General features: G+C 62.3%; 12 protein-coding genes. 1 reads left to right on the plus strand and 11 read right to left on the minus strand.

Going from position 1 to position 14,446, the window contains the following annotated elements:
- Nucleotides 1-337 precede the first annotated feature (337 nt).
- Nucleotides 338-3,115, minus strand: a complete 2,778-nt coding sequence (polA, locus tag WKV53_RS25815; RefSeq protein WP_341407727.1) for a DNA polymerase I — start codon at nt 3,113-3,115, stop codon at nt 338-340.
- A gap of 137 nt (nt 3,116-3,252) precedes the next feature.
- Here polA and WKV53_RS25820 point away from each other — a divergent pair, with 137 nt between their 5' ends.
- Nucleotides 3,253-3,885 (plus strand): hypothetical protein, encoded by a 633-nt coding sequence (locus WKV53_RS25820; protein ID WP_341407728.1) that lies wholly within the window; start codon nt 3,253-3,255, stop codon nt 3,883-3,885.
- 71 nt (nt 3,886-3,956) lie between these two features.
- Here the strand turns inward: WKV53_RS25820 and WKV53_RS25825 are convergent, their stop codons facing one another.
- The 10 genes from WKV53_RS25825 to nusA all read right to left on the minus strand — a co-directional run bounded on the left by WKV53_RS25825 (nt 3,957) and on the right by nusA (nt 14,363).
- Nucleotides 3,957-4,475 (minus strand): hypothetical protein, encoded by a 519-nt coding sequence (locus WKV53_RS25825; protein WP_341407729.1) that lies wholly within the window; start codon nt 4,473-4,475, stop codon nt 3,957-3,959.
- Between the two features lie 22 nt (nt 4,476-4,497).
- Nucleotides 4,498-5,964 (minus strand): carboxypeptidase M32, encoded by a 1,467-nt coding sequence (locus WKV53_RS25830; RefSeq protein WP_341407730.1) that lies wholly within the window; start codon nt 5,962-5,964, stop codon nt 4,498-4,500.
- A gap of 47 nt (nt 5,965-6,011) precedes the next feature.
- On the minus strand, nt 6,012-7,025 hold the full coding sequence (locus WKV53_RS25835) for a chorismate-binding protein (protein WP_341407731.1): 1,014 nt from the start codon (nt 7,023-7,025) through the stop codon (nt 6,012-6,014).
- On the minus strand, nt 7,022-7,462 hold the full coding sequence (locus WKV53_RS25840; RefSeq protein ID WP_341407732.1) for a hypothetical protein: 441 nt from the start codon (nt 7,460-7,462) through the stop codon (nt 7,022-7,024). The genes WKV53_RS25835 and WKV53_RS25840 overlap by 4 nt, the downstream gene beginning before the upstream one ends.
- 30 nt (nt 7,463-7,492) lie before the next feature.
- Nucleotides 7,493-8,614, minus strand: a complete 1,122-nt coding sequence (locus WKV53_RS25845; protein WP_341407733.1) for a hypothetical protein — start codon at nt 8,612-8,614, stop codon at nt 7,493-7,495.
- 2 nt (nt 8,615-8,616) lie between these two features.
- Nucleotides 8,617-9,843, minus strand: a complete 1,227-nt coding sequence (locus WKV53_RS25850) for a proprotein convertase P-domain-containing protein (protein ID WP_341407734.1) — start codon at nt 9,841-9,843, stop codon at nt 8,617-8,619.
- 133 nt (nt 9,844-9,976) lie between these two features.
- Nucleotides 9,977-10,363, minus strand: a complete 387-nt coding sequence (locus tag WKV53_RS25855) for a hypothetical protein (protein WP_341407735.1) — start codon at nt 10,361-10,363, stop codon at nt 9,977-9,979.
- Nucleotides 10,364-10,413: 50 nt separating this feature from the next.
- Entirely contained in the window at nt 10,414-10,779 is a 366-nt protein-coding gene (gene rbfA, locus WKV53_RS25860) for a 30S ribosome-binding factor RbfA (protein ID WP_341407736.1), read from the minus strand.
- A 92-nt stretch (nt 10,780-10,871) separates the two neighbouring features.
- The gene (infB, locus tag WKV53_RS25865; protein WP_341407737.1) at nt 10,872-13,034 is read right to left on the minus strand and encodes a translation initiation factor IF-2; all 2,163 of its coding nucleotides are present in this window, start codon (nt 13,032-13,034) and stop codon (nt 10,872-10,874) included.
- 63 nt (nt 13,035-13,097) lie between these two features.
- Nucleotides 13,098-14,363 (minus strand): transcription termination factor NusA, encoded by a 1,266-nt coding sequence (gene nusA / locus WKV53_RS25870; RefSeq protein WP_341407738.1) that lies wholly within the window; start codon nt 14,361-14,363, stop codon nt 13,098-13,100.
- Nucleotides 14,364-14,446: the final 83 nt, after the last annotated feature.

Here is a 14,446-nt window from a genome sequence, read left to right on the forward strand (position 1 = left end):
CGGCATCGGCCCCCCAGCCGATGCCGCCGCGTTCTGTCCCACCGGTTCACTGCTACCAGCCATTCGGAAGCCTCCTCTGTGGCTTCACGCGGTCAGCGAACCGGAAGTTTACACCCAGTGTTACAACACCCTGGCCCCGTGTGATCACACGAAGGGAATCAGTGGGGGACCAGCGTCTCATGACGAGGGCACGATTCGCCCGGATCTCCCGACAATCAATAGGGCATGATAACGAATTTTTTATGAGCGGATAACTCGCCGTAGTGCAACACGCCCAAATTCGGCAATCGGGATTGCCGAATGCGTTTTTCCCGGCGCAGAAAGTCTTCCACGTTGCTTAATGCGCCGCCAACCAGTTTGGACCGGTGCCGTGTTCGACCAGGATCGGCACATCTCCGGGAAGCGGCAGTGCGGTCTCCATGGCATGAAGAATTTGCGGGATGAGTTCTTCTTGTTCTGGAAGCGCGAGATCGAAAACGAGTTCGTCGTGGACCTGGAGAAGCATCCTGGTTTGGCGAGACGTCTCGCGGAGCAGGGCATCGATGCGGATCATCGCCAGCTTGATCATGTCGGCGGCGGTACCTTGGATCGGGGTATTGATCGCCGCGCGCTCGGCATTGCCGCGGATGGTCTGGTTGGCCGAGGTGAGATCGGGGAAATGGCGGCGGCGACCACTGAGGGTCTCGACGTAGCCTTTGTCGCGGGCCTCGGTGATGGTGCGATCCATGAACTCTTTGATCGCGGGATACTCCTTGAAGTAGTTGTTGATGATGTCCGCGGCCTCGCCGCGGGGGATGCCGAGGCGTTGGCTGAGGCCGAAGGCGGAGATGCCGTAGATGATGCCGAAGTTCACCATCTTCGCGCCGCTGCGCTGCTCGCGGGTGACTTCGCTTTCGGCGATGCCCCAGACCTTGGCGGCGGTGGCGGTGTGAATGTCGCGGTTCTCGCGGAATGCCTCGATCATCGAGACGTCGTTGGCGAGGGAGGCCATGACGCGGAGCTCGATCTGGGAGTAGTCGCAAGAAAGCAGCGTGAAGCCTTCGCGGGGGACGAAGGCCTTACGGATCTGGCGGCCGAGCGCGGAGCGGATCGGGATGTTCTGCAGGTTCGGATCGGTCGAGGCGAGACGGCCGGTCGCGGCGACGAGTTGGTGGAACTGCGTGTGGATGCGGTTCGTCTTCTGAACGATGTGGCCGGGAAGGGCGTCGAGGTAGGTGCCCTTCAGCTTGGTGGCTTCGCGGTATTCGAGGATCTCGTCGATGATCGGGTGTTTGCCGGCGAGCGAGGCGAGAGTGGCTTCGTCGGTCTTGAACTGGCCGGTCTTGGTCTTCTTCGCCTTGTCGGCGAGGCCAAGTTCGTTGAAGAGGATTTCCCCGAGCTGCTTGGGGGAGTTCAGGTTGAAGGGGCGTCCGACATGGGCGGCGATTGACTTCGAGAGTTCATCGATGCGCTGCTGGAGCTGTGCGCCGATCTCGACGAGGGCAGTGGGATCGATCGCAATGCCTTCCATCTCCATGCGGACGAGCACGGGCAAGAGGGGGCACTCGATGGCGCTGAAGACGTGCTGCTGTCCGTCTAACAGCGGGCGAAGTTTTCCCGCGATCTGCCAGGTGACGTCGGCGTCTTCGGCGGCGTATTCCGCCAGCGTGGCGAGTGGAATGGAGGCGATGTCGAGTTCCTTGGACGCCTTCTTGGTTTCGGCAAAGGCGAAGAGATCATCGCTGGCCGCGGGTGACGGGACGGCATTGGCGATGTCGATGAGCTTGACCGGCGTGTAGCCGAGCATGGTCTCGCTGACGTAGTCCATGGTGTGGCGCTGGTCAGGAAACGCGAGGCCGTGGGCGAGCATCGAGTCGAAGATGGGCCCGGCGACTTCGATGCCGTGCTGGTGCAGGACGCAGAGGTCGTATTTGAGATTGTGGCCGATCTTTTCCGCGGGTGAGGAGAGCGCCTTGCGGAGGTCCGGGAGGAGCGAATCGGAGTAGGGGAGATACCAGCCTTCGTAGTCGTTCCAAGAGAAGGCGACGCCGAGCAGCCTGGCGGCGAAGCGATCGAGCGAGGTGCTCTCGATGTCGAAGCAGAAGCGCTCTTGTTTGGCGAGCTGGGCGAAGAGCTCGGCTTGTTTCTCCTGGGTGTCGGCGAGGTGATAGGTATGCGGGACCTCGACGATGGTCTTGAGGTGGGAGAAGACCGGCGCGGGCGATGTGGTTTCGCTGGCTTCCGCTGGAGCATCAGCGGTGCTGGCGGATTCACCGAAGAGCCGCTTGGTGAGGGTGCGGAATTCGAACTCGGTGAAGATAGCCTTCACTGCCTCATCATCGCGCGGGGAGAGGGCGAGGTCTGCCCAGGTGACGTCGATCGGTGCGTCGATGATGATGGTGGCGAGATCCTTAGAAAGCAGCGCCTGATCGGCGTAGGTTTCGAGGTTCTCCTTCTGCTTACCCTTCAGGGACGAGAGATTGGCGAGGAGGTTTTCCACGGAGCCGAAGTCGGCGATGAGCTTTTGCGCGGTCTTGGGTCCGATGCCGGGGACGCCGGGGATATTGTCGACGGCGTCACCCATGAGGCCGAGCAGGTCGATGATCTGGTGCGGATCCTTCACGCCCCAGATTTCCGGGAGCTGGGGGACGCCGATGACTTCGTGCTCGGAGCCCTTTTTGCCGGGCTTCCACATGAAGGTGCGCTCGCTGAGGAGCTGGGCGAAGTCCTTGTCCGGCGTGACCATGTAGGTCTCGATGCCCTCCGCGTCGGCGCGCTTGGCCAGTGTGCCGATCAGGTCGTCGGCCTCGTAGCCGTCGATTTCCAGAAGCGGCAGGTGAAAGGCGCGGCAGAGGCGCTTCACATTCGGGATGGCAGCGGCGAGTTCCTCCGGCATTTCGTCGCGCTGGGCCTTGTAGGCGGGAAATTTCTCGTGGCGGGGGGTGGGGGCGGAGGTGTCCCAAGCGACGCCGAGGTGGGTCGGCTTCTCCTTTTCCAGAATCGTCAGCAGGGTATTGATGAAGCCGTAGAGGGCTGACGTGTTGACGCCCTTGGAGTTACGGATGGGGTTCTGGATGAAGGCGAAATGGGCGCGATAGACGAGCGCCATCCCATCCAGCAGGAAAAGTCGAGACATGGGCGGAGGCTACGGGGGGGCGTGGCGAGCCGGAAAGCGGAAAGGACGGGCGATGGCGGGTGGAAAATGGATCGCCGGTTGGACCGGTGAAATTTCTCGTCAAAGGGTGTGTTAAACTCCTACGTATCCGCAGTCACATGAACGTTGTTTTCCCGATCATTTGTGTCGTTGCTGCCGGTGCGGCTGGCTACTACTTGGAGCCGGGCTTGCGCCCGACGCTGACCGGGAGGACCCAAGTGGCCATCGTGGTGCAGAACCTGCCGGAAGACGGGGATGATACCCCGGCGCCGCCGACGCCCACTCCGACTCCGAAGCCGGAACCCACGCCAAAGCCCGAGCCCACTCCGAAACCGGAGCCTGCTCCCGAGCCCGCGCCGCCTGAACCGGCTCCGACCCCGACACCGGAACCAACACCCGAGCCCGCACCGACGCCTGAACCGGCTCCCACTCCGACTCCTGAGCCTGCACCGACTCCTACGCCCGAGCCTGCCGCGACTGCAGGTGGTGCCGCGCTGGGTGCGGACGACATCGTGAAGGCGATGCAGGAGAGCATCAAAGGCAAGCAGGTGAAGGAATTCACCTTTGAGCAGGTGCTCGGCTGGAAGGCCGGTGAGGAAAAGGAAGTGGACGGTGTGAAGTATCAGACCGGCCAAGCAGCCTACAAGGCAGAGACGATTTTCGGTGTGAAGACAATCCAAGCCCAAGCCCTCATCAAGGATGGCAAGGTCGCCAAGTGGATCTGGCCGAACAGCGGGATGGAGATCAAGTAAGCGACGGAAGGCGCGAACACTCCAGACACCAGACTTTAGAACGGCGGCCGGTGGGCCGCCGTTTTTCTTGCTCAGCCGCCACTGCCTTCCATGAGCAAGACCGCGCCCTCGTCCTGACTCAAATAGTGGGTCATTTTCAAGGAACTCTCAGCTTGGAAGAGAATGTGGTTGAGAGTCGTGGCCTCTTGGGAGAAGGCGGGCACATTCTTATCAAGCAGGTGCGGTGAAGGATAGAGGACTTCGTCCATGCCCAAGCGAAGCTTGATGTCCCTTTTCTTCAGCAGCGCGTTGATCGCGAGGATGCGCTCTTGCAAGGTCTGCTCCGGGAATTCGGTTTGTCCGGGCAGGATCTCTCTCAATCCCGCGAACATCTCGTCAATGCCATGCTCCTTCTTCGGTTCGCGTTCGTGGAGCTTGCCCTTCAAGCGAACTGCTTCTGTCGATGAAGTCTTCCCTTCGTCTGAATGAGCTTCGCTTGCTCCGGAGGCGGGCATGCCGACTTCTGCAACCCCGTGCTGCAAAAAGACGGAACGGAGAAACAACGCCAAGCCGACGACGAACAGTAGGATACAGAATCGGCGGAATGACATGGCTGGGATCGCCGTGAGTTCTTCAGCCGACGTAGCGCGCCTTGAGATGGGCGAGGTGGGCTTCGGGTGAGGGGGCTTTGCCGGTCGCTTGCGTGACGATCTCGGTGGGAGTGAGCACGGCGCCCTTGCTGTGGACCTTGTCGCGCAGCCAGGAGAGCAGCGGGCCGTATTCGGCCTTTGCGATGGTGGAGGCGATGTCGGGCTGGGTGTTTGCGGCGGCGAAGAGTTGGGCGGCGTTGAGGTTGCCGAGTGTGTAGGTCGGGAAGTAGCCGAGGCCGCCCATCGCCCAGTGGATGTCCTGGAGGCAGCCGTGGGCGTCGTCCGGCGGTGTCATGCCGAAGAGGTCGCGGAAGCTTTCGTTCCATGCGGCGGGCACGTCCTTGACGGCGAGCTCTCCGGAGACGAGGCGGCGCTCGAGGGCGAAGCGCAGGAGGATGTGAAGGTCGTAGGTGGCCTCGTCGGCTTCGACGCGGATGAAGGAGAACTCCGCGCGGTGGATTGCGGCGAGGAAGTCATCGAGCGAGGTGTGGGACAGCTGCGGGAAATGTTTGGCGGCGACGGGCAGCCACTTTTCCCAGAAGGGTCGCGAGCGGCCGACGTGGTTTTCCCAGAGGCGGGATTGCGACTCGTGGATGCCGAGCGAAGCGGCTTCGCCGGAGGGCAGGCCGACTTCGCTGGAAGGCAGGCCTTGTTCGTAGAGGCCGTGGCCGGCCTCGTGCATCACGCCGAAGAGCGAGGAGGTGAAATCGCTCTCATCGTAGCGAGTGGTCAGCCGGATATCGCGCGGGCCGAGGGTGGTGCAGAAGGGATGTGCGGTGGTGTCGATACGGCCGGCCTTGAAATCGAAGCCGAGCGATTCGGCGACCAAGGCATTGAACTCCTGCTGGGCGGCGATGGGATAGGGGCCGCCGGGAAGAGTGGCGTTGCGTTTGTTAGAGCGCTCCACGGCGGCTGCGGCGAGTTCGCGGAGCTGTGGCTTCAGGGCATCGAACAAAGAGGCGATGTTGGACGCGGTCGAGCCGCGTTCGTAAGTATCGAGCAAGGCGTCGTAGGCTTCGGCTTGGTAGCCCCAGCGCTCCGCCTTCTCACGCTCGATGCCGAGGATGGTCTCCAGATGCGGAGCGAAGGAGGAGAAGTCGGAGCGCTTGCGGGCATCGGCCCATGCGACTTTAGCCAGCGAAGACGCTTGGGCTTCTCTCGCGACAAGCTCGCCGGGCAGCTTGGTGGCGCGATCGAAATCGCGGCGCATGGCGGCGGTCAGCGCCGGTGCGGTGGCATCCGCTTCGGCGGCGGCAAGGGCGTCGCCCCAGGCGGCGGAAGTGCCGAGTTCGTGGGCGCGTTCCGAAAGCCAGGCGAGCTGATCGGCGCGCCACTCGTGGCCATCGTCCGGCAGGTAGGTTTCCTGATCCCAGCCGATGGTGGCGGCGGAGGTGGCGACGACGGCCCGCTCGCGGGCCAAGGTGCGGAGGCGATCGAGGGCGGTGCTCACGTCCGGGAGATTGGAGAGCGGACAGGCCCGAAGCAAGAACTGGACTGCTACAGTCCGAAGCGAGCTTTCACCGCCTCGCGTTTGAGGCGCAGTTCGCGCCATTCGTTGACGAGGCGGCTGGCCTCGATGACACCGCAGCCGGCGGGGAGGATCACCTCGCGGTGGTGCCACCAGAGGCCGCGGATGGCGACGATGGCGTGGAATTCGCCGTCGAGGATCGCGCCGAATGGGGCGCCGAAGTCTTCTGGTGTGCCGAGACGGCGACGCCAATCGATGAGCTGCTGCAGTGTTTCGGGCGTGCGGGGCAGGGGACCGAGCGCGGGCGTCGGGTGAAGGCGGCGGACCAATTGGGCCGGGCTTTCATCGCCGATGAGATCGACTTCGATGGGGGTGTGGAAGTGAACGATGGAGCCGAGTTCCATGATGCCGCGCGGGCCACGGCGGACACGGCCGATGTCGCCGAGCTTGGAGACGAGTGACTGGGCGACGTATTCGTGCTCGCGGATCTCCTTTTCATCCACGGCGAGGACGTCGCGTTCTTCGGTGCGAGCGGTGCCGGCGAGGGCCATCGTTTTCAAGATGGTGCCGGTGATGGAGAAGAGCTGTTCCGGCGAGGCTCCGGCGAATCCCGAGATTCCATCCGAAAAGCCGTAGCCTAACAGGGGCTCCTCGCTTCCCGCGGCAGTTGCCAGCAGGCGATGGCCGGGTGGCTCTTCCAAGGTCCCGCGCTCGACGACAACGGGGACGGTTTTTTCAAAGGTGCCGGTGCGGATGGCGGCGCTGATTTCCTGGAAGATGGCGGCGAAGTCGGAGGCGTCCGGTGGTTCCCAGTTGCAGGTGGGAACGCCATCGGTTTCGGCGATGAATGCCGCCACTTCATTTCGACCGACGACTTCCCAATGTTGAGGGACCAACCACGGCTCGGTGGATGTTAGTCCGAAGTCATTCCGGTAAAACGCGACGCCATCGTGTGGTGGCTTAGCGGACGACGCAAATGGTCCGCGACCGACGAGGGAACGTCCGTCCGCGAGGTCGAGGAAGGCGAAGCTGTCGGAACTCACGCGATCGGACCTCCTTCACGCAGCCGGTTGATTTCCTCGGACATCGCGGCGGTCAATTGCTCGAGTTCTTCGGCGCGATTTGTCGCGCGTGCAGCGGCGAATCCATGAATCGCGAAGCCCACCGAGAACAAGATCAATCCGATAGGAATCAACAAGCCACCGGCCATCAGAAGGCCGGGAATTGCGGATCCTCCGACCGAAAAGGCACTGGAGCTAGCGCTTGCGGAAGTCGACCCCAAGGACCGGAAAAGGATCATCGTGCCTGCTGAGTAGAGGAAGGGCCCGATCGTCAGGAAGGTTATGCCAATGGCCATCATCCACCACGCCGCACCCCGGCGGGCTTTCCACAGGCCGACGATTCCGGCCCAGAAGCCGGACATCAGACCGAGAAACAGGATCAGGACGATGATGCCGATCCAAGACGATGCGGTGGCCATGCCGCATCCAAGGAAACTTCAGCCATGCCGTCAATTACCTGCCTGTTTGGTCCATCCCTGCAGGCGTCCTTCGAGTGTCGCGAAATCTCCGGCAAGGTTGGCAAGTCCGGGATCGCTTTTCCAAGCGGCCACCATGGCGAGGGCGGCTTGGTCACCGGCTTGGACCTGGTCTTTTTGAAACGGCGCAGGTGGCTTGCCATAGAGGCGATAGCCGGTGGTCGCGCTACGCAGGGGGAAGAGTGAGAGGAAGCGCTGCTTCTCGGATTGGGGGATTTCCGGATTCTTGAGATAGGCTTCCACCTGACCCGCTTGGGCTGGGTCCGAGACATTGGTCCGTGCCATGAGGCTGGCGCGGAGGTCCGGTTGTGCGGCGAACAGGCTATCGTCCGTGGAGATCAGTTCCGCCACCAAGGCCGGCTGCTCTGCTGCCGTTTCATGGAGGGCGAAGGATCCGGCCTTGAGAGCGGTTGGGGAATGATCGACCCAGTGAGCGAGGCTTTCTGCGATTTCAGGAGACCGGGAGAAGCGGGAAAGATCGAGGGCTTCCGCCAATCCGACGGAATCCTGCCAGGCAGGCGTCTCCAACATCTTCGAGAAATACCCGGCGAGTTCCTTGTCGGAAGCGCGCCACGTCTCGCCGAAGGTCAGCGGTTTCAGCGCCACGGCGAACTCTTCCGCGGAAGAGGTGGTCGTAAGGACTTCGCGAGCGATCTCCATCGCAAGGTCCGGATCAGTGACGGACAAGACATCGAGAAGGAAGACCCGCATGGTGGGCCAGCCACGCAATGCACGGCCGGGCCCGGTTTCGAAGGCGATGCCGGTCTTGGCGTCGGCACCGCTGCGGAGCAGTTGGCCGATCGTCTGGGCCACGACATCCGGCTCTTCTTCAAGCCACCGACTCTTGGTGGTGACGAGCCATTGCTTCAGCTTGGCGGGATCGTCTCCATTCTCACATCGCGAAAGGCATTCCTGCCAGTCGGACAAGATGGTCTTGTGGCCGGGCACGTCCAAGCGAGCCGGTGGGGTCGCTTGCTTCGGCGGTGGAGGTGGGGTGGAGGCAAGGTTTTCCCGAGGGCCGTGCGAAAGCGCGATCCATCCCGCGAGTCCGCCGACCGCGATGAGAACCAAGGGTAAGGCCTGGGGGCGAGCCATGCTCAGTCGGTGCCGACTTCCAGTTGAAAGCGTGTGACGGTGGCGATGTCTTCGGTCAGGCGATCCTGCACCAGGAGTTGCCACTTGCCGGGGATACCTTCGGTGGTGCTTTCGCCGCCACCGATGAACTCCCCGCTGAGGTCCATGTCATTGATGACGAGGTCATCGGCACCCGCGCCTTCGCTATCGTGGAGGAGAACGAAGGTGCCATCCGGGCCTAACAGGCCGACGACGAGATCGCCGACGTGGTTGGTGGTGATGGTCAGATTCAGCCGGACGAAGGAGATCACGGAGCCTTCCGGGAAAGCACCGATTTTCAGCGGGATGCGAGTCCACTTCTGGCGGCCGTCTGGAATCACCTTCGGGGTGGAAAGCGCGGCGAGGCGGCTGCTGGTGGTGACGCTCGAGGTGTCCTTGACCGTGCCGGTGACTGACTCACCCAGGACGGGCTGGGCGCTCTTGAACAGGCTCTTGATCTCGGAGGTGAAGGCGTAGAGTCCGGCTTCCGAAGGGCGACCGGAAACGAGTAGGGCGCCGACCTTCCATCCGCCTTCTCCATCGCGAACCCATACCGGACCGCCGCTGTTGCCGGGACCGGTCGAGATGTGAGTGGCGTAGAGATAGTTTCCCTGTTCGGATTTGAAGGGATGGGCCTCTTCGAGGGTGGTGTGCAGGTAGTAGTTCCCCTCATTCCCGGTGTAGTCGATCAGGGCAGGATAGCCGGTGATCATCGACGGGATGCCTGCGCGCAAATTGACGGCGCCCTTGAAATCCACGACGGCGGGTGCTTCCTCGGTGAAGAGGTCGAAGGACCATGCGAGGGCGGCGTCACGGGTGAATGCGGCTCTGGAATTGGAGCCCGAGAGTTCGACTTGTTTCGCGTAGGATGCCCAGCGGAAGAAGCCGCGGGCCTGGACGCCCGATTCCTCGGCGGGTGCGTCTTCGGAATTCACGCCGCTGAACCAGAGCGGAGGCAGGCTCCAGCGGCTGCCTGCGTCATCATAAAGCACGTGCCCGGCGGTCAAAAACAGATGGCGATCTTGTGCGACCACGCCGCTGCCGCGGCTGTCGTCCGAATAGACCACGCCGTTGAGGTTATAGGGACGTTCGGTGAGAAGGCTCTCATCGATGGGAAGGGATGAGTTGGTTTTGGGCGGCGGCTCTACGGTGCCTGCGAGGGCGGGGAGCGACAAGCAAGCGGCGACAAGCGAGGGCGCGAAAATTCTCATATCTTGAAGGGTGACAAACGTGGACAGCACGCATCCCTTAAATTTTTAGAAAAATGTTGTCAAGACACGCCTTCGGCCGGGGAAAGGCGATCCCGTCACCAAAACTTCCCGGGACATGTTAGAAGCCAGCCTCCTACGATGGCCGGGAGCCCTCGCTGCGGAGTCTATCCATGTCCTCTGACATGGCGGCGACCAACTGCTCAAGCTCGGCCTGGCGTTGGAAGGCGCGGGCCATCTGGAGCGCGTACAAGGTGAATCCCACGGCAAAAGCCACACCCCCCAAGCGGGAGGCCATGGACCACCATTCCCAGATCCTAGGATTCCCAAACCGGGACAATCCGATCATCGGGCCGACGATGAAGTAGATAGAGGTAAGGGTGCCAACGAGCAGTCCCGAGAACATCAGCCACCACGGGAGTCTGGCCGAAGACCGCCGGAGAAAGACTATGCCGGCCCACTGTACCACGAAATATACCAGCGAGCCGAAGGCGGCCAGCACCTGGGGAAGGGAGAAACTCATTGCCACCATCTCATCATGGCGGCAGAGGATAGGTCAATTCCCCGGAGGCTTCAGTCCTGCGGTTCGTCCGCGTCCTTCGCCGTGGGCAGTTTCGCGACTTCGTCGAGAAGGTTCACGATTTCCACGCCGCGCTCGGCGGAGCCGTCGTGACGGAAAGACAGAATGGGTGTCGACTTCAGCACCACGCGCTTCGAGATCTTCTTCTGGATCGCGCCGTGGTCGCGATTGAGCTTTTCGAGCACGGGCTCGACCCGGCCGCCGAGGACGCCAATCCAGACTTTGGCTTCCTTGATGTCCTGGGTAGTCTCCACTGCGTTCACGGTCACGAGGGCGCCATGCCACTCATAGTCCTTCTGGACCACGGTGCCGATCTCGCGCTTCAGCAACTCATTGACCCGGTCGATGCGTTGGGACATGGGAATGTGTTCAGTTTGAAGTTTCAAGTTTTCAGCAAAGGCAGGAACCATGGATCAGTTCCTGCCTTTGTCTTGGAAAACCAGCCCCCAGCTTACAGCGTCTGCGGGATCTTCTCGAGCGTGTAGCACTCGATGACGTCGGCTTCCTGATACTCGTTGAACTCACCGAGTCGGATACCGCATTCCATGCCCGACTTGACCTCTTCCACTTCGTCCTGGAAGCGGCGGAGGGTGGACATCTTGCCGTCGAAGACCGGCACGCCACCGCGGATGACGCGGGCGTGGGCCTTGCGATGAATCTTGCCATCCGTGACGTATGAACCGGCGGCGCGGCCCTTCGACTTGGAGAGCTTGAAGATCATTCTCACCTCGGCGTGGCCGATGATGTTCTCGCGGGTGAGCGGCTCGAGCATGCCGAGCATCGCCTCGCGGACCTGATCGATCAGTTCGTAAACGATCGAGTAGAGCTTCACCTGGACGCCCTCGGACTTGACCACCTTGACGGCGTTGGCCTCGACCTTGGTATTGAAGCCAAGCACCACCGCGTCGGCGGAGCTTGCCATCTGGACGTCGGCCGCAGTGATCGGACCGGCAGCAGCCACGATGATCTGGGTGGTAACCTTGTCGGACTTGATGTCGCCGATGGCCCGCTTGATCGCTTCGACCGAGCCCTGCACGTCGCACTTGAGGACGACCTTGAGGACGGCCTTGCCGGTGCCTTCGATGACGTTGGAGAAGAGGTCCTCCATGCGGCTCTTCCGGGTCAACTGGAGGCGATCGTTGCGGCGGTCAAGCTGGCGTTCATCGGCCAGCTTCTGGGCTGCGCGGATGTTGTCCATTTCGACGAGGCTGTCGCCGACGTTCGGCATCTCGTCGAAGCCAATGACTTCGACTGGGGTGCCGGGCTTGGCTTCCTTGACGGATTCGCCGCGGTCGTTGATGAGCGACTTCACCTTGCCGGCGAAGGGACCGCAGATGAAAGGAGTGCCGACCTTGAGGGTGCCGGTTTCCACGATGACCGAAGCGGTGGCGCCGCGGCCGGGCTGGACGCGTGCCTCGATGATCGAGGCGCGGGCATTGCCCTTCGGGTTGGCCTTGAGTTCGAGCACCTCGGCCTGGAGGGCGAGGAGTTCGAGCAAGCCATCGACACCGGCTCCGGTGAGAGCGGAAACTTCCACGCATTCGACGTCGCCGCCGAAGTCGACGGTCTGCAGGCCTTTCTCGGCGAGCTGGGTCTTCACCCGCATCACGTTGGCAGTCGGCAGATCGACCTTGTTGATGGCGACGATGATGGTCTTTTCGGCCTTCTTCGCGTGTTCGATCGCTTCCAGCGTCTGCGGCATGATGCCGTCATTCGCGGCGACGACGAGCACCACGATGTCCGTGATGTCGGCACCGCGGGCGCGCATGTCGGAGAAGATGGCGTGACCCGGAGTATCGATGAAGGTGACCGGCTTGCCCTCGCGCTCCACCTTGTAGGCGGCGACGTGCTGGGTGATGCCGCCGGCCTCGCCCTTGGTGATCGAAGACTTGCGGATGTAGTCGAGCAGGGAGGTCTTCCCGTGGTCGACGTGGCCCATGATGGTGATGATCGGCGGGCGGAGTTGGAGTACGTCTTCCGGCTCGTCCTGGACCTTTTCCGGCTCGACGACGACTTCCTCGATCTTGTGAACGCCGCCGCCCTTTTCGCGCTTCTCGCGCTCGAAGATGAAGCCGTGGAGTTCGCAAACCTTCGCGGCCGTTTCGGGCTCGATCGCCTGATGGGGAGCGACGAAGACCTGGAGCTTGATCAGATCCGCCAGCAACACGAAGGGCTTGAGGCCCATGCGGGTGGCGAGCTCGCTGACGATGATCGGCGGCTTGATGCTGATGACGTTGCCACTGTCGCCGGATTCTTCGACGGGCGCTTCGACCGCGGCGGCTGGCGAGATGGACTCGGCTGGCGGCGGGGGAGGAGCCGGTGCCGCGGGAGCGGGTGCAGGCTTCTCCTCTTCCAGCAGCTTGGAAATGGTCGGCAACACGGCCTTGCCCGATTGCTCGGTCTTGCGGACGCCACTGCGCTTCTTCTTTCCGCCTTCGTCGAAGAGATCAAGGGCGGCAGCCTTGGCTTTGTCGAGGGCGCTTGGTGGCGGCGGTGTGTCGGCTGCAACTTGAGCGGCTCGCTGGCGCTCGCGGCGCGTCGATGCCTTCGGTTCCTCGATCAGATCGAGAACCTTCTTTTTCGGAGGCGTGCTATCCTTGTCTTTAGGGACCATCAGGCGTGTGTGTCGTCGTTTCGGAGCAACTGGCTCCGGGAAAAATCTGTCGAATCAATCGTATCAGGCCGAAGCCGAGTGCTGCTTCGCGCGGTCGAGGATATCTTGGGCGCGCTCTTCGGTAATCTCAAGGTTGGCGGCAATGTAGTCCACCGGCATCTCCGCGACAATATCGGCGGACATGCCACCTGCGCGGAAGAGTTTGGCGGCCAGGTCGTCGTCGAGACCGAGTTGCTCGGCCATCGAGTGGGCGGCACCGGCGATCTTCTTTTCGAATTGCTCCAGCTTGCTCTCGTCCTTGCGAACTTGGACGTCCCAGCCCATCAGGCGGGAAGACAGGCGGGCGTTCTGGCCGCGGCGGCCGATCGCCTTGCTGAGGTCTTCCTCGTCGACGGTCACATGGACCACGCGGTTTTCCTTGTCGACGGTGATGGTGCGGAGGACGGCCGGCTTGAGGGCTTCGCGGACGAATTCCTCCGGATCATCGCTCCAGCGGATGATGTCGACCTTCTCGTTGTTGAGCTCGCGGACGATGTTCTTCACGCGTGCGCCGCGGAGGCCGACGCAGGCGCCCACAGGGTCCACCTTGTCGTCGGTGCTGAAGACGGCGACCTTGGTGCGGTAGCCGGCTTCGCGGGCGATGCCGCGGATTTCCACGGTGCGGTCGGAGATCTCATTCACTTCCGCTTCGAAGAGGCGGCGGACGAAATTCGGGTGGCTGCGGGAGAGGATGATCTCCGGGCCGCGGCCTTCGTTTTCCACGGCCACGACGTAGGCGCGGATGCGGTCACCGATGTTATATTCCTCGGTCTGGACGCGCTCGCGGGACGGCATGACGCCCTCGAACTTGCCGAGGTCGATGAGCACATCGCTGCGGTCGAAGCGGCGGACGGTGCCGGAGACGATGTCGCCCGCGCGGTCCTTGAACTCCTCGTAAATCATCTCCTTCTCCGCCTGGCGGAGGCGCTGCATCATCGTCTGCTTCGCGGTCTGGACGGCGATGCGGCCGAAGTCCTTCGGCGTGACGTTGAACTCGAGGAGGTCGCCTGGTTGCGCGTCCGGCTTCTTCTTGAGCGCGGTGGCAAGGGGGACCTCGTTGAACTTGTCCTTATACTCCTCATCGGCCACGGCCGTCAGTACCGCGAAGATGCGGGTCTCGCCCTTCTTGGTGTTCACATCGGCCCGCAGGGTCTCGATGGCATCGGCCCCGGGGACCATTTTGCGATAGGCGGAAATGAAGGCGTACTCGAGCGCTGCAACGACCTTGTCGCGGTCGATGCCTTTTTCTTTCTCGTAGTAATCGATGAGGGCGACGATGTCGTTGGTCATGGCGGGCAGTGCGGCGCGGGTGCGCTCCGTATGTCCAGAGACGCGAAAGAGCGGGCTTTTGACCCGCTCCGTTCGCGTCGGAA

Origin of the sequence: Luteolibacter sp. Y139 (assembly GCF_038066715.1) — a bacterium.
In the GTDB taxonomy this organism is placed as follows: Bacteria; Verrucomicrobiota; Verrucomicrobiia; order Verrucomicrobiales; family Akkermansiaceae; genus Haloferula; species Haloferula soli.